The organism is Shewanella sp. SW24 (genome assembly GCF_025653395.1).
Classification (GTDB): Bacteria; Pseudomonadota; Gammaproteobacteria; order Enterobacterales; family Shewanellaceae; genus Shewanella; species Shewanella oncorhynchi.
The window spans coordinates 167207-184305 of the sequence record NZ_JAKKSH010000002.1 but is presented as its reverse complement, the minus strand read 5'-3'; the positions used below and the strand labels follow the sequence as shown (position 1 = coordinate 184305).

Genomic DNA, 17099 nt, shown 5'->3' with positions numbered 1-17099 from the left:
AGTAGCATCAACTTGCGGGGCTTTTTGTGGTTGAGTCACTGAGACTCATGGTGCATTCAGTACCAAAGGGTTATTTGCAGGCTATTCGCTCAATTACCGCTTGGAAGGTGACTATTTCGTCACCATTTTTTGGATTTGCTTAGCCCGTTCTTCATCGCTCATTTCCACCGGTGGCGGCGTAACTATGCCTTTTTGGCAAGCAGGTCTGAGTGCTAACTCATCTAACCAACGTTGCAAATGGGTCAAACCTTCCATATTGATGCCGCTCCACTCGTGGATCCGCACCCAAGGCCAAGTTGCGATGTCGGCAATCGTGTATTCGTCACCAGCAAGGTATTGATTTGTAGCTAGTTGAGTATTCATAACCTCGAATAAACGTCGACCTTCTTTTTGATACCTGTCAATTGCTGCGGGGATTTTTTCAGGGAAGTACCTAAAGAATACGTTGGCTTGTCCCATCATGGGGCCGACGCCGCTCATTTGGAACATTAACCACTGGATCACCTGTGAGCGCTTTTTCGGATCGGCTGGCAGGAATTTACCTGTTTTTTCGGCGAGATACAGCAGAATAGCACCCGATTCGAATACCACAAAATCTTCGTTATCGCGGTCGATAATGGCGGGAATGCGACCATTGGGATTGATGGCGATAAACTCGGGCTGTTTTTGCTCACTGGTGCTGAAATCTAATTTATGGACGCGATATTCAAGTCCCATTTCTTCCAGTGCGATGGAAATTTTAAAACCGTTAGGGGTCGCGGCTGTGTATAAATCTATCATGATGATTCCTTTAGGTTATAACGCTTATAGCTACTCACTTTAGTGCCTATGAATATTCATCATCAGGCATTAGCGCCGCTATTTTTTAGGGGTTAACGATACTATGGCAGGACGCTGCGCCATAGTGATGAACCAAGCCTTAAGGTGCGGCAAGCTGTCAGTGACTTCAATATCTAAATTCTTAATAAAGCTGATAAAAACGTAAGCCGAAATATCGGCAATGCTGAATTCATCGCTTGCCACAAAGGCTGACTTGCTCAATTGTTGGTCTAAGCTTGGTAGGAAGTCAATGACCCTTTGGCGTGATTCTACGCCCCAAGACTCGACACAATTTTCCCTGTCTTTATAGACACCGCTTAAATTACGAAAGGCTTGAAACCCGACCATTAATCCTTGTAACTCTATGATACGTTGCCACATTTCTACTTTGGCGCGCTCAAGCGGTGTATTACCAAACAGTGAACGGTCACTCGGGTGGATCTCTTCTAAATAGCGGCAAATGGCAACGGATTCACACAGGTAGCTGCCATCATCGAGTTCGAGCAGTGGAATGCGGCCATTTACACTTTTGGCTTTAAACTCGGCGCTTAAATTTTCCCCTCCACGGATATCGACGTTCACTCTTGGCACTTCTATACCTTTTTCCGCAAGAAAAATACTGACGCGGCGTGCGCTGGGAGTCGGAGCTAATTCGTAGAGTTTCATCTAAAGTCCTGTAGTTTTTATCAGTGCTTTATGCTCGATTTGAGCATATAAGGCTTTTTCTGAACGTTCGGTTAGGTTAGAATTTACGCTATATCTAAACGATCAGTCAAGAATGTTTTCTCCTCAACTTTCTGTAGTAAAGAGGAATGGTAAAGCTGATCGTGAGCGCGTATTCAAGAGATTAGGTCGCAGGCTTATGGCACGAAGTTGTAATTTTGATCGGCAGGAAAAACTCATATTGGCGATGGAGCTTTTTTGGCAAAAGGGCTTTGCCGAAACCTCGATTTCCGATCTCGTCGGCCATTTAGGCATTAATCGATTTAGTCTCTATAACAGTTTCGGCGACAAGCAGAATCTTTATCGCGAGTGCCTCAGTTTCTACCTCGATAACTACTCCTTTGGTGCTTCAGATACTTTGCTGCATGAAAAAGCGGGCTTAGCTGAAATAGAAGCTTATTTAGCGCGCTTTGTTGCTTTGCAGCGGGAGCAAAAGTACGGCTGTTTTATGCAAAATGCTGTGCTCGAAAAGAGCCTTAACGATGAAAGTGTGCTGCAGGAATGTCAGCGATTATTTTGTCGATTACAGACCTCATTCACCCAAGTGTTACAAGTTTGTCAAGCGCGTGGAGAGCTATTAGCCCATGTGCAACCACATCAAGTTGCTGCTTTTTTAGTGCTGCAATTACAAGGGATTAGAGTGTTAGGCAAGGCGGGCGAATATGAGTTGTTAGACAATGCGTTTGTTGTATTGCAAGACTATTTACGTAGTTTGAGTGCTAATCAGACGGCATAACTGCAAATGACATAGTTTGATTGGCCTAGGTTTTTGCCTAGGCCATGTTTTTTAGAAATCTATTTTTTAAAAGTTTATTTTTAAAAGTCTATTTCTAAAAGTCCAAGTCCAGCGCAAAACACAGATAGGCCATCAGTTGAGTGCAGTGTGCAAACTGCTCGGCACAAAAACTGGCTGCATCTGGGCGGCAGAGTTCCTCAAAGGCGATATTTTTAACTGCGATAAAATCTTTTCGTTTTAGCTCTATCAGCATAGGGTGGTTTTTATCAAATCCCTTTGGTGGTCGAGTTAAGCTATCGCCATCCATATTAAATCCATGACTTTGTAAGGTTTGTAGCGCCTTTTTATAGCCGTTGGGATTCTCATCGATGCAAGTGCGAATGGCATTTAAGGCTTTCGATTCTGGGTGCCAAATCCCTGCGGCAATAAAACAGCCATCTTCGGCAATATGTAGATACAGTCCCGGCGCATGCATGTCTTTGCCCTGAAAATGCCGAAATTGAATGCCAACATTGGTTTTATAGGGCGTTTTATCTTTGCTAAAACGGCTGTCTCGCTGGGGACGCATCAAGCTGCCGCCGACTTTTTTTGGTACGGCAGTGAGCCTAGGCGAGAGGGCGAGAATACTGGGCTGCATTTGCTCGATAAACTGCAGCGCTGGCGTTCGCACTGTTTCTTCGTATTCCGCCTGATGGGCTTTAAACCAGTCGCGGGAGTTGTTTTGTGCCAGTTGATTTAAAAATTGCAGGCTCGCCGTGCTGAATGTTGCACCAGTCGCGATGGGGATTTTAGTTGTTAGAGTGGGCATTATCAGGGAACCTTATTAATGCAGATAAACCGAGCACAAGCAGTATTAATGCCGATTGAGGAGCAAGGTGAGTTGCTGACATATCCTTCCATATCGCCCGCCCGTTCTTACTCACGATAGTTAAAACACGATAGTTAAGACTGCCAAGTTGGGTGCCAATACTGCCATCCTTCGGCAAGATCTTCACTTAATTTTTTGCATTGTGCCGCTTCTACCTTGTTTTCAATAAGTCGGTTATTTACACGTAAATCTAAGTGAGAACTATTCTTATCTTGTTCATTGGTGCCTATAATGCCGCCCTATTTTTAGATTGGTTTGTTAATAGGATGACGTTGAATGGGTTGCCTGCCTAAGTGTGAGAAGTGGAAAGCGAATAGAAATCTGTCGCTCATGGGATTATGTATATTGCCCTCAATGCCGTTGTACGCCGCTGAGGTATTGGGCGAGCCTAAGGTTGAGCCGATTGAGATCCTGCAGGTTCATGGGCAGCAATATCGCAGGGCTATCACAGTCGCTAAACCCGGTGAAGCGATTATTTCCATGGATCAAATCGAGGAGATGCAGGCGACAACTTTCGCCGAAGTGATCGATGATATGGCGGGGGCGCATATCGATGGCGGTACCCGCAGTGGCGGTGAGCGGATTAATATTTGGGGCTTTGGCGAGACGGAAGATTTTAACGTTTATGTGGATAATGCTCCGGTGGGATTTGAGCAGTATCGTTACGGATCATTTTTCCTCGATCCTGATCTCATCAAGCGAGTGGAAGTGATTAAAGGTGCCCATGATGTGCGCTCGGGCAATGGCGGTTTTGGTGGTGCCATGTATGTGGTCACTAAATCGGCCGATGATTTTCTTAAATATGATCAATCCCTTGGCGCTCGAGTCAAAACCAGCTACGCCAGCAATAATGACGCTATGGGTTATACGGGGACCGTTTATGGCCGCGTGAATTCACATCTATCTGGCTTGCTGCATCTTACGCGTCGCGATGCGGGGGATGTCACTTTAGCCAATGGTGAAGAGTTTGAATATTCGGGCTATGAGCAAGATAACTACCTAGGTAAGATGGATTATGCGCAGGGCGATCACCAATTAGCCTTGAGCGTGACCCATTATCTTGATGAGGGCCGCAAACCTTGGGCTAACCGCCGTGGCCCTATGCCTGCAATTTCGGACTACAACATCAAAAAGTACGGTTCCTACGAGCAGGCTCTGTATGCCACAACCGCCTACAACACCTATGAAGACAACACTTGGTCGGCAAATTATCGCTATTCGCCGAGTAATCCCCTGATCGATACCCAAGTGGTGATTTCCCATTCGGCGAATGCACGCCACTGGGTAAGACCCGATATCGCGTGGGAGAAAATGACGGTTTCCGTAGGCAACTTCGGCCATGAATCTTGGCTAGATTACAAACGTGATTACATTGATATCAACAACTTGAGCTTGATTGGCGATCATGAGATCACCACAGGATTACAGTACCGTAGTCTTGACCGCACTTCGTTAGTGTTTAACAAAAGTTATGAAACAAATCCCGAGAAAAACTTTGGCTGGTACACGCCTTATTATCAACCTGAAGGCCGTCAAGATACCTATGCTGCCTATATTCGCGATGCAATTCATCTTACTAATGACTTAACTGTGACTCCCTCGCTGCGATATGACTTTATCTACAGCATAGGTCGACCAAATATTGCACCAGATTACAATGATATTGCTGCAGGCCATGATTATAGCTCAACCCATCATTCGGGGTTCTCACCCAGATTAGGCATAGATTATCAACTGACAAATCACGCTCGGTTAAACTTTGATTACGCTTATAGCTTGCAAGCCCCTGTGGTGGATGAGATTTATGCCGTGCAATACGCTAAAGCCAGCATTACCGGCACGAGTCGCGACATTGATGTCGAACGCTTACATGCCTTCAAATTAGGCCTAATGACGCAGCATCAGCATGTACTTGCCAATGAGGATGCTTTGTCGACGCAAATCACCCTGTTTGCCAATTTAGGTCGTGATGATATTGCCCAGCGCCGCGGAGCTAAGTCTGATAAAACCCAGTTAATTCAAAGTGGTTACACAAATCTTGATGGTTACCATATTTACGGTGCCGATTTTGAAGCCCAATATCGCTATCAAGATGTGTTCAGTGATCTTGCGGTTTCATGGCTACAAGGACAGCACAATGGGTCACTCAGAGACAGCCAAGATGACGATGAATATTTAGCTAACATAGCCCCGCTCGATATTCGTTTGCGTTTAGGCATGTATATCACAGATGACATTTCTATCGCTTGGCAGGGCGCTTGGTATGATGCGCAAACCAATGTTCCCCACGGTGATATCTTTAATGCCGAGTCGCCAAGCGAAAATTACTTCCTACAGAATGTGTATCTCGCCTATGAACCTCAAGCCATCTTAAAGGGATTAAGTGTGCGTTTGATGGTAAAAAATCTTACGGATCTGCAAGTGGTGCCGTTTCTCTCCGATGGGATACCCGCCGCAGGGCGTGATATTCGTTTGAGTTTAGCCTATGAATTTTAAAGACTAATCACCAAGGCTGTGTGGACTAGGTATATATAGCTCATAAAAAATAGGGTTATATTGCCTCAGCCCCCTGCCGAAAAATGCCAGTTTATGGCATAATCCGCGTTTTACTAGGCATATAGAACAGAAAAATGACTGAAAATGAATTGCTAAGTCGCTGTGGCGGCAAGTGTGAACTGTGTGGCAGCGAGCTTGAACTCTCTATTTATGATCTGCCAGCCTCCGATGGCCGTGACAATGAGATCATGATTTGTGAAACCTGCAGTGGCCAAATTGCGGCACCGGATACCATAGACATGAACCACTGGCGTTGTCTGAATGACAGCATGTGGAGTCCTGTACCGGCAGTTCAAGTGATGTCATATCGTATGCTTAAGCGCTTAAATGGCGAAAGCTGGGCGCAAGATTTGCTGGATATGCTTTATCTTGAAGACGATGTAAAAGCGTGGGGTGATGCCGAAGTTGCCGCAGCAGGTGACGATGCGACGCCAACGTTAGACAGTAATGGTGCAGTGCTCAACGCTGGCGATACAGTGGTCATCATCAAAGACTTAAACGTGAAAGGCACTAGCTTTGTAGCTAAGCGTGGCACCGCTGTGCGTAACATTGCTTTGACCAACAACCCAGAGCATATCGAAGGCCGTGTTAACGGCACTCGTATTGTTATTCTGACATGCTTCGTTAAAAAGTCTTAAGTTTCGCTTAGTGTGAGCGCGATTTATTTAGCTCAACACAATAAAAACCGCCATGATCGTTAGCCGACATGGCGGTTTTTTTATGTTGAGTTAGGTCGTTAAGATACGCAGCGGGTGATTTGATATTGGCGTGCATAGCCCTGCGGATTAAATTGCCAAGATAATATCCACGCGATCACACTTAAGCCACCGAGTAATAACCAAGCACTGTTAAAGCTGTTGAAATTATCGCGAATTAATCCGGCAATCCAAGGCGAGATAGCCGCTATGGTATATCCCACACCCTGCACGAAGGCGGTTAATTTACCTGCTAACATAGGGTTTTGTTGATGATCCATAGTGACAATCAGCCCGAGTGGAAAAATCCCGCCAATACCTAATCCTGCAAGTCCCGCCCATAAAAATAGCGATACTTGAGGGGCGAGTGCCAGTCCCATAAAGCCAATGAGTTGTAGCAAGCATAGTAGGGCTATGATGGCGCGTCTGTCCGTCGACTTGCTGGCAAGCCAAGGAAACACTAAGCCCGCGATCACTTCCATGCTGGTTAAGAAACCTAACACTAATCCCGATTGAGTTTGGCTATAACCTAGCTCGACCGCGTAGGGGGCTAACCATGCAAGTACGCAGACATAACAACTTGTGCCTAATGCAAAAAATATCGCCAATAGCCAACTGCGACGAAAACGCCAAAAGTTAAGTTGCAAAGCTTGCTCTTTTGCTTGGCTCGGTAATGCGGCTTTATGTTTAATCAGGAGCCACAGCACGAGTGCGAATATGCCTAGCCAAGTCCAATGACCTAGACCCGCGCGCCAACCTAAGTTCATCCCGATAAAAGGCGCACTGCTCGCCGCTAATGCGGCGCCGCCCATAATGGCGGTGACGTAAAGCCCCATCATTAAGGGCACCCGTTCACCGAAATTAAGCTTAATCATGGCGGGCATTATGGTTTGAATGAGGGCGATTGCGACCCCTGCCAGTAATGCCGAGCAGATAAGCCAATTGGCATCTATCGCCCAGAAGCGCATTGCAGTAGCGGCGATCAGCAGTAGCAATGATCCTGTCATTACGGTATTGAATCCTAAGCGTTTGGCGATACTAAAGCCTGCAAAACAGCCCAGTCCCATGGCGAGCACGGGCAGCAATGTCAGCATAGATGCTAAGGTAAAACTTAAGCTGATATCCTTTTGTATGCTGGGCAGTAAAGGCCCAACGGAGGCGAGAATGGGTCGTAGATTTAGACCAATAAGGATGAACGCGAGTCCGAGCAGCAATAAATTCGCTTTCTCTGTCTGGGGGGATCGCATGGATTGTCTCCAAAAATAAGCTGAGTTTGATTTGCTGAAAAAGTGATTTGTAGCAGCATTTAGCATACTCATGATGATTTCCTTTCAACAACAGTAGGTTGAAACTACATCACTACAATTCAAAAAGAATCTCTTTCAGATGTATCTTGATATAAAGATATTTTAATTCTGCGAGAAAATGACTAAGATGTAAAGAATGATGTAAAGAATCTTTATATTGAGATAAACCTATGACAGCTAAAATGACGCTAACTAATGCCAGTCCTGCGGATACTAACGCGAGTTCTACGGATAAAAAGAAAGCGGATTCGAATACCAAAGAAGATGGCCTCGATAGAATTGTTGAACAGTGGCAACAGCAAGGGGTGACTGAGGATTTGATCCCTATGGCTGTGCTCGGGCGAATCGCTCGTTTAACGAAATATATCGAAGTGGTACTGCTGCAATGCCACGCCGAATTTGGCTTAGGTCAGGGGGAGTTCGATGTGCTCGCGACGTTAAGGCGCTCGGGAGAACCATTCACACTCTCGCCTTCGCAACTTTATCAGAGCATGATGCTAAGTTCTGGCGCTATGACCAGTCGTTTAGACAGACTCGAAAATAAGGGGCTGATTGAGCGGGAGCACAGTAAGGAAGATCGCCGCGCCGTCCATGTCTCGTTAACTGCTGAGGGTAAGGCGCTCATTGATAAGGCATTACCTCAGCATATTCAATGTCAAAGTGCGTTGTTTGCGGGCGTGAGCGTTGAAGATAGGCCTGTGTTGCTGCAGATTTTAAAATCTTGGCTGAACCAATTTGAGCCGCAATAATTCGTTTAAAATCCCACTTTAGTCTTTAAAGTAGGCTGATATGCAATAGCGGATCACTTTGGCAAAATGCGGTAAACATGAGCCAACCGCGCGGGATAACATTTGATAGAACAAGGGAGTTGCCATGGTAAAAAGACGTGAAGCATTTGAATTAGCGGGAAAACGAGTCACAGCCGGGACGCAATTAGGGATCAAACTACCTGCCGCTAAGTTGTATACCGATACGCAACTCGATATTCATGTGGAAGTGTTTCACGGAGCCAAACCTGGCCCGACTTTACTGGTTTGTGCCGCCATTCATGGGGATGAACTTAATGGTATCGAAATTTGTCGGCGTTTATTAGCCAGAGTAAATCCAAAGAATCTGACGGGCACGTTAATTGTGGTGCCAATAGTGAATGTGTTTGGTTTTATTCAGCAATCCCGTTATTTACCCGATCGTCGTGATTTAAATCGTTGCTTTCCTGGTTCTAGCAAAGGGGCGCTCGCAAGCCGTTTAGCTAATCTGTTTGCCACTCAGTTATTAGTTCATGCAACCCATGTGATTGATTTACATACTGGGGCCGTCCATAGGGATAATTTGCCGCAAATTCGCTGTGATACTAATGATGAGACTATGCTGGCCATGGCGAATGCCTTTGGTGCACCGCTGATCATGCATTCTAAAGCGCGCAGTGTTTCTATGCGAGGTTATGCTAATCAACAGGGCATTCCTTGCATTTTATATGAGGCTGGAGAGGCGTTACGTTTTAGCGAGTTGTCGATAAAATCTGGCCTCAAAGGTGTGCTCAATGTGATGCGCAGTTTAGATATGCTTAAAGGGCGAGTGAGTAACAAAGGCGCGAGTGTCAGTGCTATTCGCAGTTATTGGGTGCGCAGTGAATCCGATGGTTTAGTGAATATAAAGCTTAAACTCGGCCAGCGGGTGACTAAGGGTTATATCATTGCCCATATCGTCAGCCCCCACGGCGGTGACAGTGTGGCCATTCGCGCGCCAACTGACGGTATTATCATAGGAATAAGTAATATCCCTGTGACTAACGAAGGTGAGGGTATGTTTCATATCGCCCAGTTCGAAGGTGACGAGATTGAAATTGCCAACGAACAGCTCGATGAATTCCTGATGGAATATGCCTAGATTCTAGGTCCCATCACCTCTACAGTTTAAACCGCTCCACTGAGCTGGTGAGTGAATGGGCAAGCAGAGTGACTTCGTTGCTGCGTTTGGCCATGTCCATAGCTTCATTGGCATTTTGGTCTGCAGATTGTGCCGCCTCACTCATGCTCGACTCAATCCGCTGGCTGTAATCTAACTGCTCGTGGGCGGCGTGGGTGATCTCTAGACTCATTTTATTGAGGGTATGTAAGGTGCTTTCTATGTGAGCGATAGCATCCTGCAGGGTTTGGCTTTGTCCGACACACTCATTTGCTTGATTTTGCCCCGTAGTAATTGCATCGGCTGCCGTGGACGTTTCTTTTTACAGGGCCGTGATCATGGTTTGAATTTCGGCGGTGGCGGCTTGGGTGCGTGAAGCAAGTGATCGCACTTCATCGGCCACGACGGCAAAACCACGACCATGTTCCCCCGCTCTGGCGGCTTCAATGGCGGCGTTCAGTGCCAGCAAATTGGTTTGTTCGGCAATGCTGCTGATGGTGGTTAAAATGCTGCCAATATTATCGCTTTGAATGCTCAAGCGAGACATGACTTCAACTGAGCTACTTAAACGGGTGCTCAGTTCGGCAATTTTATTGCGATTATCATCGGCAATTTGCTTCACTTGATTACCGTATTTCGAGGCTTGACTGATTTGTCTCGCCGACTCACTGGCCTGTTCTGTCACTAGATTTGAGCTAGTAAACATCTGTTCTGCTAAGGCTTTCGTTTCATCGACTCGACTGATTTGCGCCGTTGCGGCATTGGCGATGCGCTGGCCTTGCTCATTGGTTTGGGTGGCAGAGCTGTCCAATGAATGGGCATTTTGGCTGATATTGGTTAACAGCTTGGCAAGATCGTCACTCAAGGTATTCATGTTATCGATTAGGGCACCAAATTCATCGTTATGACGTTTATGAATGCGTTTAGATAAATCCCCTCGGGCGATACTGGCGAGTGCGCCATTCACTAAGGCCAAGGGATTGAGCATGGCCTTGGAGGTGAAGAAAGAGATAAAGCTCACCATGGCGATAAATACCAGTGCTAGTACAATCGCTAAGGTTTGACCCTGTTGAATATCATTACTGGCGATGGTTTGCAGGCTGGTAAATCGGCGGTCGGCTAAGTTGATTAACTTATCTAAGGCGAGATTATTCGCATTAAACTCTTTATCGGCATCGAGGTAATGTTGCTCTGCTTGTCGTTGTGCCTCAACTACGGCTTCCTGCACTTTATAAAGTTCGGCAGGCGATGCGAGTAAGGTATTGATAATCGCATATTCTTGCTCGAATGTTTGCAGTAGGCCTAAGGTATCAAGCCCATCTGTTTGTTGTTTTAAAAAGGTAAAGTTAGTGGTGAGGTTCCCCAGTAAAATACCGACATCCTGTTGGTGCGATTGAATAACATCCAAACTTTGAGTGTGGATCAGTTCCCCCATAGTGTTGGCTAGCGTATAGAGCATGTCGTCAATGCGAGTACCTGTGCCGACAATTTCTTCGAGTAAAGTGGGATTATCGGGGATGGAAAGAGTTTCGAGATCAATCATCGCATTACTGGCGTTGGTCTTGGCATGGTTAAAGCGCTCAAAGAGTTGCAGGTACTGCCGTTTTGCTTGTTCATTGGCGAGTTTAGCGCTAAACATGGCTTGGCTTTGCTGCAAATAGGCTTGGTATCTTGCCTGCGCTTCGTTTAGGGATGTTTGCATCTTAGGTTGATCTGCAACTCGCTCAATTAACTCATTTTCGATACTTTGATATTTCTTCTGCAGCGCGGTAAATGCTTGCTGACTTTTGGTTAAGGCGGCAGTGTCTTGCTGACTATGGGCTAGGGTGGCAAGGCGTGACATTTTTAATAGCACTAGTTGTAAGCTATTACTCTGCTTTTGCACGGGTACGGCTAAGGTTTCAATATTTTGATAGGCGGTTTGCACTTGGGAGAGTGAATAGTAGAAAAAGCTACTACCAGCGATGAGCAGCGCGCCAATTGCACTAAAACTAAAGATGATTTTTTGTTTTATGGTAAGCGTTAACATAGTGCGAAAACCTCTTCTATGACTGTCCCTGTAAAATGGGTTTATTAATGGTTAGATCGCTGTTTTCGTTGAAATATTGATTTAAGTGTAGCAGAGTTCGTCATAAGTACAGTGATTAGTTCAATTGAACGTTTAAATTTAATTTAGGTTAACTAATTGGTTTTATTATTTAAAATAATCTCAACCCTATCTTGAAAAGGATTAAAGATGAAATCAGTCGTGTTAGGTGAAAACCTTATCGTACCGACAAAAATTCTCTGCATTGGGCGTAACTATGTTGAGCATATCCATGAATTAGGTAACGAAATTCCCGAGGATATGGTGGTATTTTTAAAGCCCAATTCGGCTATTTCGACTGTGCTTCATTCTGAGCATCAAGGGGAAACCTTGCATTATGAAACCGAGCTGTGTTTTATGTTTCAAAATGGCCGTTTCAGTAGCGTCGCCGTCGGTTTAGATCTCACAAAACGTGATTTGCAAACTAAGTTAAAAGCTAAGGGATTACCTTGGGAACGAGCAAAAGCCTTCGATGGTGCAGCGTTATTCAGTCCGTTTGTGGCGATTGATGATGCAGAGGCACAGCTGCATTTCACCTTGAGTATCAACGATAACTTGGTGCAAGAGGGGCATATCGATTTAATGATCTACAAACCTCAGACTATATTGTCCGAGCTACAGGCATTTATCAGTTTAGATGAGGGCGATATTGTAATGACAGGTACGCCCAAGGGCGTGGGAAGCATTCCCGCTAAAAGTGTATTTAACGTCACGCTGAGCCGTGGCCTGCAAGCGAGTGCTGAACCCTTACTCGAATGGCAGTGGTTAAGTGTTTAGTGATAAATCGCTGAGTTGTTCGCATGATTGAACCTGATGACGTAAAAAAGACTGCTGTATTGCAGGTGCCAACTTGCCAGCCACTGCAACAATATTTGATTGCGTTAGGGGCGAGTCAAGCTGCTGTTGAACGTTACTTACCACAGTTTAAAGCGTTGAACGTGCCGGCGGGAGAGGTGCTTCTTGGCCAAGGAAATGAGCAGTCACAGGCATATTTTGTTGTGGATGGTATCGTGCGCGCTTGCCATTATACACAGGAGGGCACAGAGCGCTGTAAGGAGTTTTATTTCGAGGGTGAACTGTGTTTTTTGTATGTCAGTTGGCTTAAGCAAATTCCCGCTCGTTACCAATTAGAAGCTTTAAGCACCTGTAAACTTATCCAAATGCCGTTATCTGTGTTGGATGATACTTCGCTGCAGTCAGTGCAACTTGGGTTACTTAAACAGCAATTATTGTATAAAGAACAAAAGGAAGCCTTTTTACTGCTGCACACACCTGAGCAACGTTATCTGTATTTACGCGAACATTCACCACTTTGGCTTGAGCGGTTAAGCCAAGGTCAGCTAGCTAATTATATTGGCATTACGGCAATCAGTTTGTCGCGTATGCGTAGACGACTTCAAGACTCTCTTTAATGGTTTTTGCTCCCAGTTAACTTAAGTTAATGCGCTAAAGCGCGATTCCCATGATGCTGCGCTTTAAGTTGCGCTCTCAAGTCTGTAAGGCTTTCAATCTGAGTGCGCATTATTGCTTAAAGCGAAGGAGCTTAATAAGTTGACTGCGTTTACTTTGTCTCAAATTTTGGTGGCGATAGCCATTATCTTCGATCTGATTTCGTTTCAATTTAAAGCGCGGGAGCGGATAGTCGCCTGCCTTTTTGTGTCTGGCATCTTGATTTCAATTCATTTTTGTTTGCTGGAGCAATGGACTGCCGCAGGCTTAATGGGCATAGCCACAGTGCGTTATCTCACCAGTATTTTTACCACCTCAAAAGTAGCCCTATGGTGTTTCTCTATTGCTGCACTTGTGATGAGCATTGTGACCTTTAATGGGGTAACGACTGTGATCAGTTGTATAGGCACCTTGTTTCAAACCCGCGCCGCATTCTGTCAAAGGGATAAAGATCTCAGACTGCTTATGATAGTCGGAACCAGTTTTTGGCTCGTTCACAATGCCTTAGTGGGATCGCCTGTGGCAGTGTTAATGGAGGTACTCTTTATTGGCAGTAATTTGGTGGGCTATTATCGACACTATTTTCGTGGGCAGCTTAAGCAACTGCCGTGATCAGTTTAAATAATCTCATTGATAATTAGAGAGATATTTACTTTATAACGGTGAGTTACAGTGACTATTGTAATCGTCGCTTGGCCGCCGATGTGAAGCTAATGCCAGTGTGGGTTGGCTCTGGAATGATTAGAGTCCCGCGACGGCTTCCATATCGAGTTCGATATCTGTGCAGCCTTTAGCACAGTAAATTCCTGCCGCTTGTTCTGCTTTTGCCTGCTCTGGCAATATCACTTTAAGTGTCTGTTTACAGCTAGGACATTGCACTGGCTTACCTTTAAATACCCGTTTAATCAGATTTTTCTGCTCATTGAACGAGGTCGCTGTGCTTTGGTTTAACACGGCAAAGGGGCTAGTAGAAGCAGTTGTCATCGGTTGGCAGATCCTTAGGCTTGATAAAGTATTATCACGAGAGTGTCATCGCGAATAGCGAGATTATAGCCTGAGTTGCGCGGTTATTGAAAAGCCTCAATGTAAGCTTGTGCCTAACCCATCGACCAGTGGTATTAATAGTCAATTAACGTATCGACCATCACATACGATGGCCGATATTGTGCGAGAAACGACTAGAGGGTGTTTTGCCAAGTCGATGGGCGAGAGTAACGTGCGCCATCTTTGACTCTGGCGCGGATGTGTTTGACATCATTAAGCTTGAAAGCTTGGCGGTAGCTTAGCCAAGGTCCTGAGTCGAGTTGGTATTCCAACTCGGCATTGGGATATAAGCTATTGAGCACTAACTGCTGATGTTCAACACGTATTCCAGGCGGTGCTATGCGGTAGAAAACTCCCGCTTTTGCTAACTTAGGCTGCACTTTATTGGCGTAAACCGCAGCGAAAACTTGCCAATCCTGTTTGAGCACTTGCTCGGCTTGGCCATTGAGTTGGCTGGCAAAATGTTGAGTCTGTTGGCTATAGATTTTACCTTGATAATCATAGGCTAATTCCCATGGCGCCCTATGCCATGCCCGTTCGGCGAGGGCGACCATGCGCGGGAATAACATGTATTCTGCTTGCTCGTCCGATTGCACCATTTCGCTCCAAAGATGCCCCTGCAAGCCGTAAAAACGGTGTCCCGGTTTGAGCTGGCTGTGGCTATCGTCCGACACAAATGGCTGATTTAAGCTATTGTGCCAGCGCTCGGCATGGGCGGGCAGGTTGTCGGGCATAAAGCTAAACACCTTAAAACTGTCTATTGCCCTCGAGGCCCAATGATTGCCGCGCTCATCTGGATGGCTAGCGTAGGGGAAATCGAAATAGGTGACTTCTGGCGTTGAGATAACGACCTTCCAGCCAAGATTTGCTTGCTTATGGGCGATTTGATGGCCGTTGTTTGAAATCTGCGACCAAGCGTTAGATTGCACTTGGGCGGGCATGTTTTCGGGGCGCACTTCACCCATGCCATCATTCCAACCAGCGGCAATAATTCCTTTCTCTGCCAACATGTTAGCAACGCGCTCGATAAAGTAACCATTGAGCGAATGCAGTCCGGCTAACTCATCGGCTTTTTGTTGCTTCATCGCGATACACGCGGGGGATTCTACCCAAGCGCCCGCGGTTTCATCGGCGCCTATGTGGTAATGTACTAAGGGAACACCCGCGGCTTGGTGCATCTTTTTAACTTCATCAATCACAGTATTGATAAAGTGATAGGTGCTCGGCAGACACACATTGAGTGTGTTGTCGTGGTAATACTGAATCGACGAATATTGGGTTTTATCTGCAAATTCAGTTAGTAAAAACTCCTCCGCCTTAGCTTTGTCTCCCTTGGCGAGGTAATGGTGATAACGCGCCTCCATGGATTTTATCGCGGCGCGGGAATGCCCCGGCATGTCCAGTGAAGGGAGCACTTCGATATGGTGAGCATCAGCCAGTTGTAATATTGCTTGGTATTGCGCCACGGTTAAGTAGCCATCGACGGGGTTTACGTCCGCTATGCCGCTGCCCAGTTGTGGCAATAAACAGGTTTGCTCGGTTAAATCGAAGCAGCGTTTTGCACCCACATCGGTCAGTTCAGGTAAGCCGGGGATGGCTAAACGCCAGCCTTCATCGTCGGCTAAGTGCAAGTGCAGCTTATTGATTTTATAGGCGGCGAGCTGTGGGATAATGCGTTTAATAAAATCGAGCGAGTGAAAGTTACGAGCTAAATCGATATGCAGGCCGCGAAAGGCGTAGCGAGGCTGGTCTTGAATATCGATGGCGACGAGTTGATCGTCACTTAAACTGATCAGCCCAGCTAGGCTTTGTAGGCCATAGAAGAGTCCTGCTTCACTGCTCGCTCGAATACTGATTTGTTTAGTCGTTATGGTTAACCGATAGGCTTCGCTGCTTTTAATTTCACTATCATGGGCTTCAGTGCTTGTGACTTTAGGAGTTTGAGTATCGAGTTGCAATAATAGCGGCGTGCCTTTGTCCTTGGCCGAAAAGCCTAAAGAATCGAGGTAATCAAATGCCGCCTGCCGCCCCTTAAAATCGACAGTTGCAGCCGTGAGTCGATAACCTTTAGCAAGGGATAAAGGCGCTGAGTTTAGGCTTTGGCTATGAAGTGGCGTGGGGATAAGTTTGCCGCTAATGTCAGGTGCTTTGTCTGCGGCTAAGGCTTGATATTGCTCTGCTAAATACTGGCCATCGGCAAAGGGGGTTGCATCGTTTTTTGCCAGTAAGAATTGTTTCTCGGCATTAAAAGGCGCCAGATAGTCTTGCTCGGCTAAACCCGTTTCTGGATCGCGCCTTGTTTGAGTGCTCTTTATGACCTGCGCCTTATCGCCCATAGCGACAAAGAAGTTTGGCATAAACTCGGAACGGGTGATTTGGCTGCCTTTGCTATAAAACTCAATACGATAAACTTGATTGGCGACGAAGCCCTTAAAGCTGGCTTTAGGAGTGATTTTATGTAAATCGCCATTGATATGCTCAATGCTAAAGTCACCCGCATCGACGAAATAAACGGGCGATAATTGGCTGAAATAAATTTGCCAGTCGCCATGATTTAACTCTTCGCTGGATAACTTGTCGTTGGATAGCTGAGTGGGCAGGGTTAGCTCAATGGCGGAGCTATAGCATTGGGCTTCTTTAGCGGGACAGGTTTCAAGATAACTAGCGGTTAGCTGATAATTTAATTGGAGCTTATCGGCCAATTGATTCAGCGCGACATGATTTGCCTCCTGCACAGCATTGGCGGCCTGTACTGATGGCATCGCAAGTATTGAAAGCACCGACGCCACGGGAAGCACTGCCATGACGCCGCTGACTAAGGCCGTCTTAATCCTCTGCCACTTTATCATCCCTTTCTGTGTTATTTGTCCTTTCACTTAGCTGAGTCCTTTTGTTGTAAAAACCACTGCGC

General features: G+C 46.0%; 14 protein-coding genes and 1 pseudogene. 8 read left to right on the top strand and 7 right to left on the bottom strand.

Features of this window, described 5'->3' with window-relative positions:
* Positions 1 to 111 precede the first annotated feature (111 nt).
* Both L5M17_RS02670 and L5M17_RS02665 read right to left on the bottom strand, forming a co-directional pair.
* Positions 112 to 780, bottom strand: a complete 669-nt coding sequence (locus L5M17_RS02670) for a glutathione S-transferase family protein (protein ID WP_014610189.1) — start codon at positions 778 to 780, stop codon at positions 112 to 114.
* Between the two features lie 78 nt (positions 781 to 858).
* Positions 859 to 1485 carry a glutathione S-transferase gene (locus L5M17_RS02665; RefSeq protein ID WP_263145035.1) on the bottom strand — a complete coding sequence of 209 codons (627 nt, stop codon included), beginning with the start codon at positions 1483 to 1485 and terminating at the stop codon, positions 859 to 861.
* A 196-nt stretch (positions 1486 to 1681) separates the two neighbouring features.
* Between L5M17_RS02665 and L5M17_RS02660 the strand changes: the two genes are divergently transcribed.
* On the top strand, positions 1682 to 2278 hold the full coding sequence (locus tag L5M17_RS02660) for a TetR/AcrR family transcriptional regulator (RefSeq protein ID WP_131525344.1): 597 nt from the start codon (positions 1682 to 1684) through the stop codon (positions 2276 to 2278).
* A 94-nt stretch (positions 2279 to 2372) separates the two neighbouring features.
* Here the strand turns inward: L5M17_RS02660 and L5M17_RS02655 are convergent, their stop codons facing one another.
* Entirely contained in the window at positions 2373 to 3086 is a 714-nt protein-coding gene (locus L5M17_RS02655) for a DUF2461 domain-containing protein (RefSeq protein ID WP_263145032.1), read from the bottom strand.
* Between the two features lie 336 nt (positions 3087 to 3422).
* Here L5M17_RS02655 and L5M17_RS02650 point away from each other — a divergent pair, with 336 nt between their 5' ends.
* Positions 3423 to 5642 (top strand): TonB-dependent receptor, encoded by a 2220-nt coding sequence (locus tag L5M17_RS02650; RefSeq protein WP_263145030.1) that lies wholly within the window; start codon positions 3423 to 3425, stop codon positions 5640 to 5642.
* A gap of 134 nt (positions 5643 to 5776) precedes the next feature.
* On the top strand, positions 5777 to 6340 hold the full coding sequence (locus tag L5M17_RS02645) for a PhnA domain-containing protein (protein WP_263145027.1): 564 nt from the start codon (positions 5777 to 5779) through the stop codon (positions 6338 to 6340).
* A 98-nt stretch (positions 6341 to 6438) separates the two neighbouring features.
* Here L5M17_RS02645 and L5M17_RS02640 read toward each other — a convergent pair whose 3' ends face one another.
* On the bottom strand, positions 6439 to 7644 hold the full coding sequence (locus tag L5M17_RS02640; RefSeq protein ID WP_173497080.1) for an MFS transporter: 1206 nt from the start codon (positions 7642 to 7644) through the stop codon (positions 6439 to 6441).
* A 230-nt stretch (positions 7645 to 7874) separates the two neighbouring features.
* Here L5M17_RS02640 and L5M17_RS02635 point away from each other — a divergent pair, with 230 nt between their 5' ends.
* Together L5M17_RS02635 and L5M17_RS02630 are read left to right on the top strand one after the other, a co-directional pair.
* The gene (locus L5M17_RS02635) at positions 7875 to 8453 is read left to right on the top strand and encodes a MarR family winged helix-turn-helix transcriptional regulator (RefSeq protein ID WP_173497081.1); all 579 of its coding nucleotides are present in this window, start codon (positions 7875 to 7877) and stop codon (positions 8451 to 8453) included.
* A 124-nt stretch (positions 8454 to 8577) separates the two neighbouring features.
* Positions 8578 to 9591: a succinylglutamate desuccinylase/aspartoacylase family protein gene (locus L5M17_RS02630; protein WP_263145022.1), complete on the top strand. Its 1014-nt coding sequence runs from the start codon at positions 8578 to 8580 to the stop codon at positions 9589 to 9591.
* Positions 9592 to 9610: 19 nt separating this feature from the next.
* Here L5M17_RS02630 and L5M17_RS02620 read toward each other — a convergent pair.
* Positions 9611 to 11638: pseudogene (locus tag L5M17_RS02620) on the bottom strand (methyl-accepting chemotaxis protein).
* A 207-nt stretch (positions 11639 to 11845) separates the two neighbouring features.
* On the opposite strand from L5M17_RS02620, the gene L5M17_RS02615 reads away from it, so the two are divergent.
* The 3 genes from L5M17_RS02615 to L5M17_RS02605 all read left to right on the top strand — a co-directional run bounded on the left by L5M17_RS02615 (position 11846) and on the right by L5M17_RS02605 (position 13756).
* Complete coding sequence (locus tag L5M17_RS02615; protein WP_131525338.1) at positions 11846 to 12472, top strand: fumarylacetoacetate hydrolase family protein; 627 nt, start codon at positions 11846 to 11848, stop codon at positions 12470 to 12472.
* Between the two features lie 23 nt (positions 12473 to 12495).
* Positions 12496 to 13107, top strand: coding sequence for a Crp/Fnr family transcriptional regulator (locus L5M17_RS02610; protein WP_219253582.1), 612 nt, complete (start codon positions 12496 to 12498; stop codon positions 13105 to 13107).
* A 139-nt stretch (positions 13108 to 13246) separates the two neighbouring features.
* The gene (locus L5M17_RS02605; RefSeq protein WP_028760654.1) at positions 13247 to 13756 is read left to right on the top strand and encodes a YgjV family protein; all 510 of its coding nucleotides are present in this window, start codon (positions 13247 to 13249) and stop codon (positions 13754 to 13756) included.
* A gap of 129 nt (positions 13757 to 13885) precedes the next feature.
* Here L5M17_RS02605 and L5M17_RS02600 read toward each other — a convergent pair whose 3' ends face one another.
* Both L5M17_RS02600 and L5M17_RS02595 read right to left on the bottom strand, forming a co-directional pair.
* A complete protein-coding gene (locus L5M17_RS02600; protein WP_168823252.1) occupies positions 13886 to 14128 on the bottom strand; it encodes a hypothetical protein in 243 nt (80 codons plus the stop codon).
* Between the two features lie 194 nt (positions 14129 to 14322).
* Positions 14323 to 17064 carry a family 20 glycosylhydrolase gene (locus tag L5M17_RS02595; protein WP_263145014.1) on the bottom strand — a complete coding sequence of 914 codons (2742 nt, stop codon included), beginning with the start codon at positions 17062 to 17064 and terminating at the stop codon, positions 14323 to 14325.
* Positions 17065 to 17099 lie beyond the last annotated feature (35 nt).

What these genes read in the sequence shown, in the direction of transcription:
- L5M17_RS02670 (WP_014610189.1), bottom strand. Translation starts at nt 780, where the DNA reads ATGATAGATTTATACACAGCCGCGACCCCTAACGGTTTTAAAATTTCC.
- L5M17_RS02665 (WP_263145035.1), bottom strand. Translation starts at nt 1,485, where the DNA reads ATGAAACTCTACGAATTAGCTCCGACTCCCAGCGCACGCCGCGTCAGT.
- L5M17_RS02660 (WP_131525344.1), top strand. Translation starts at nt 1,682, where the DNA reads ATGGCACGAAGTTGTAATTTTGATCGGCAGGAAAAACTCATATTGGCG.
- L5M17_RS02655 (WP_263145032.1), bottom strand. Translation starts at nt 3,086, where the DNA reads ATGCCCACTCTAACAACTAAAATCCCCATCGCGACTGGTGCAACATTC.
- L5M17_RS02650 (WP_263145030.1), top strand. Translation starts at nt 3,423, where the DNA reads ATGGGTTGCCTGCCTAAGTGTGAGAAGTGGAAAGCGAATAGAAATCTG.
- L5M17_RS02645 (WP_263145027.1), top strand. Translation starts at nt 5,777, where the DNA reads ATGACTGAAAATGAATTGCTAAGTCGCTGTGGCGGCAAGTGTGAACTG.
- L5M17_RS02640 (WP_173497080.1), bottom strand. Translation starts at nt 7,644, where the DNA reads ATGCGATCCCCCCAGACAGAGAAAGCGAATTTATTGCTGCTCGGACTC.
- L5M17_RS02635 (WP_173497081.1), top strand. Translation starts at nt 7,875, where the DNA reads ATGACAGCTAAAATGACGCTAACTAATGCCAGTCCTGCGGATACTAAC.
- L5M17_RS02630 (WP_263145022.1), top strand. Translation starts at nt 8,578, where the DNA reads ATGGTAAAAAGACGTGAAGCATTTGAATTAGCGGGAAAACGAGTCACA.
- L5M17_RS02615 (WP_131525338.1), top strand. Translation starts at nt 11,846, where the DNA reads ATGAAATCAGTCGTGTTAGGTGAAAACCTTATCGTACCGACAAAAATT.
- L5M17_RS02610 (WP_219253582.1), top strand. Translation starts at nt 12,496, where the DNA reads ATGATTGAACCTGATGACGTAAAAAAGACTGCTGTATTGCAGGTGCCA.
- L5M17_RS02600 (WP_168823252.1), bottom strand. Translation starts at nt 14,128, where the DNA reads ATGACAACTGCTTCTACTAGCCCCTTTGCCGTGTTAAACCAAAGCACA.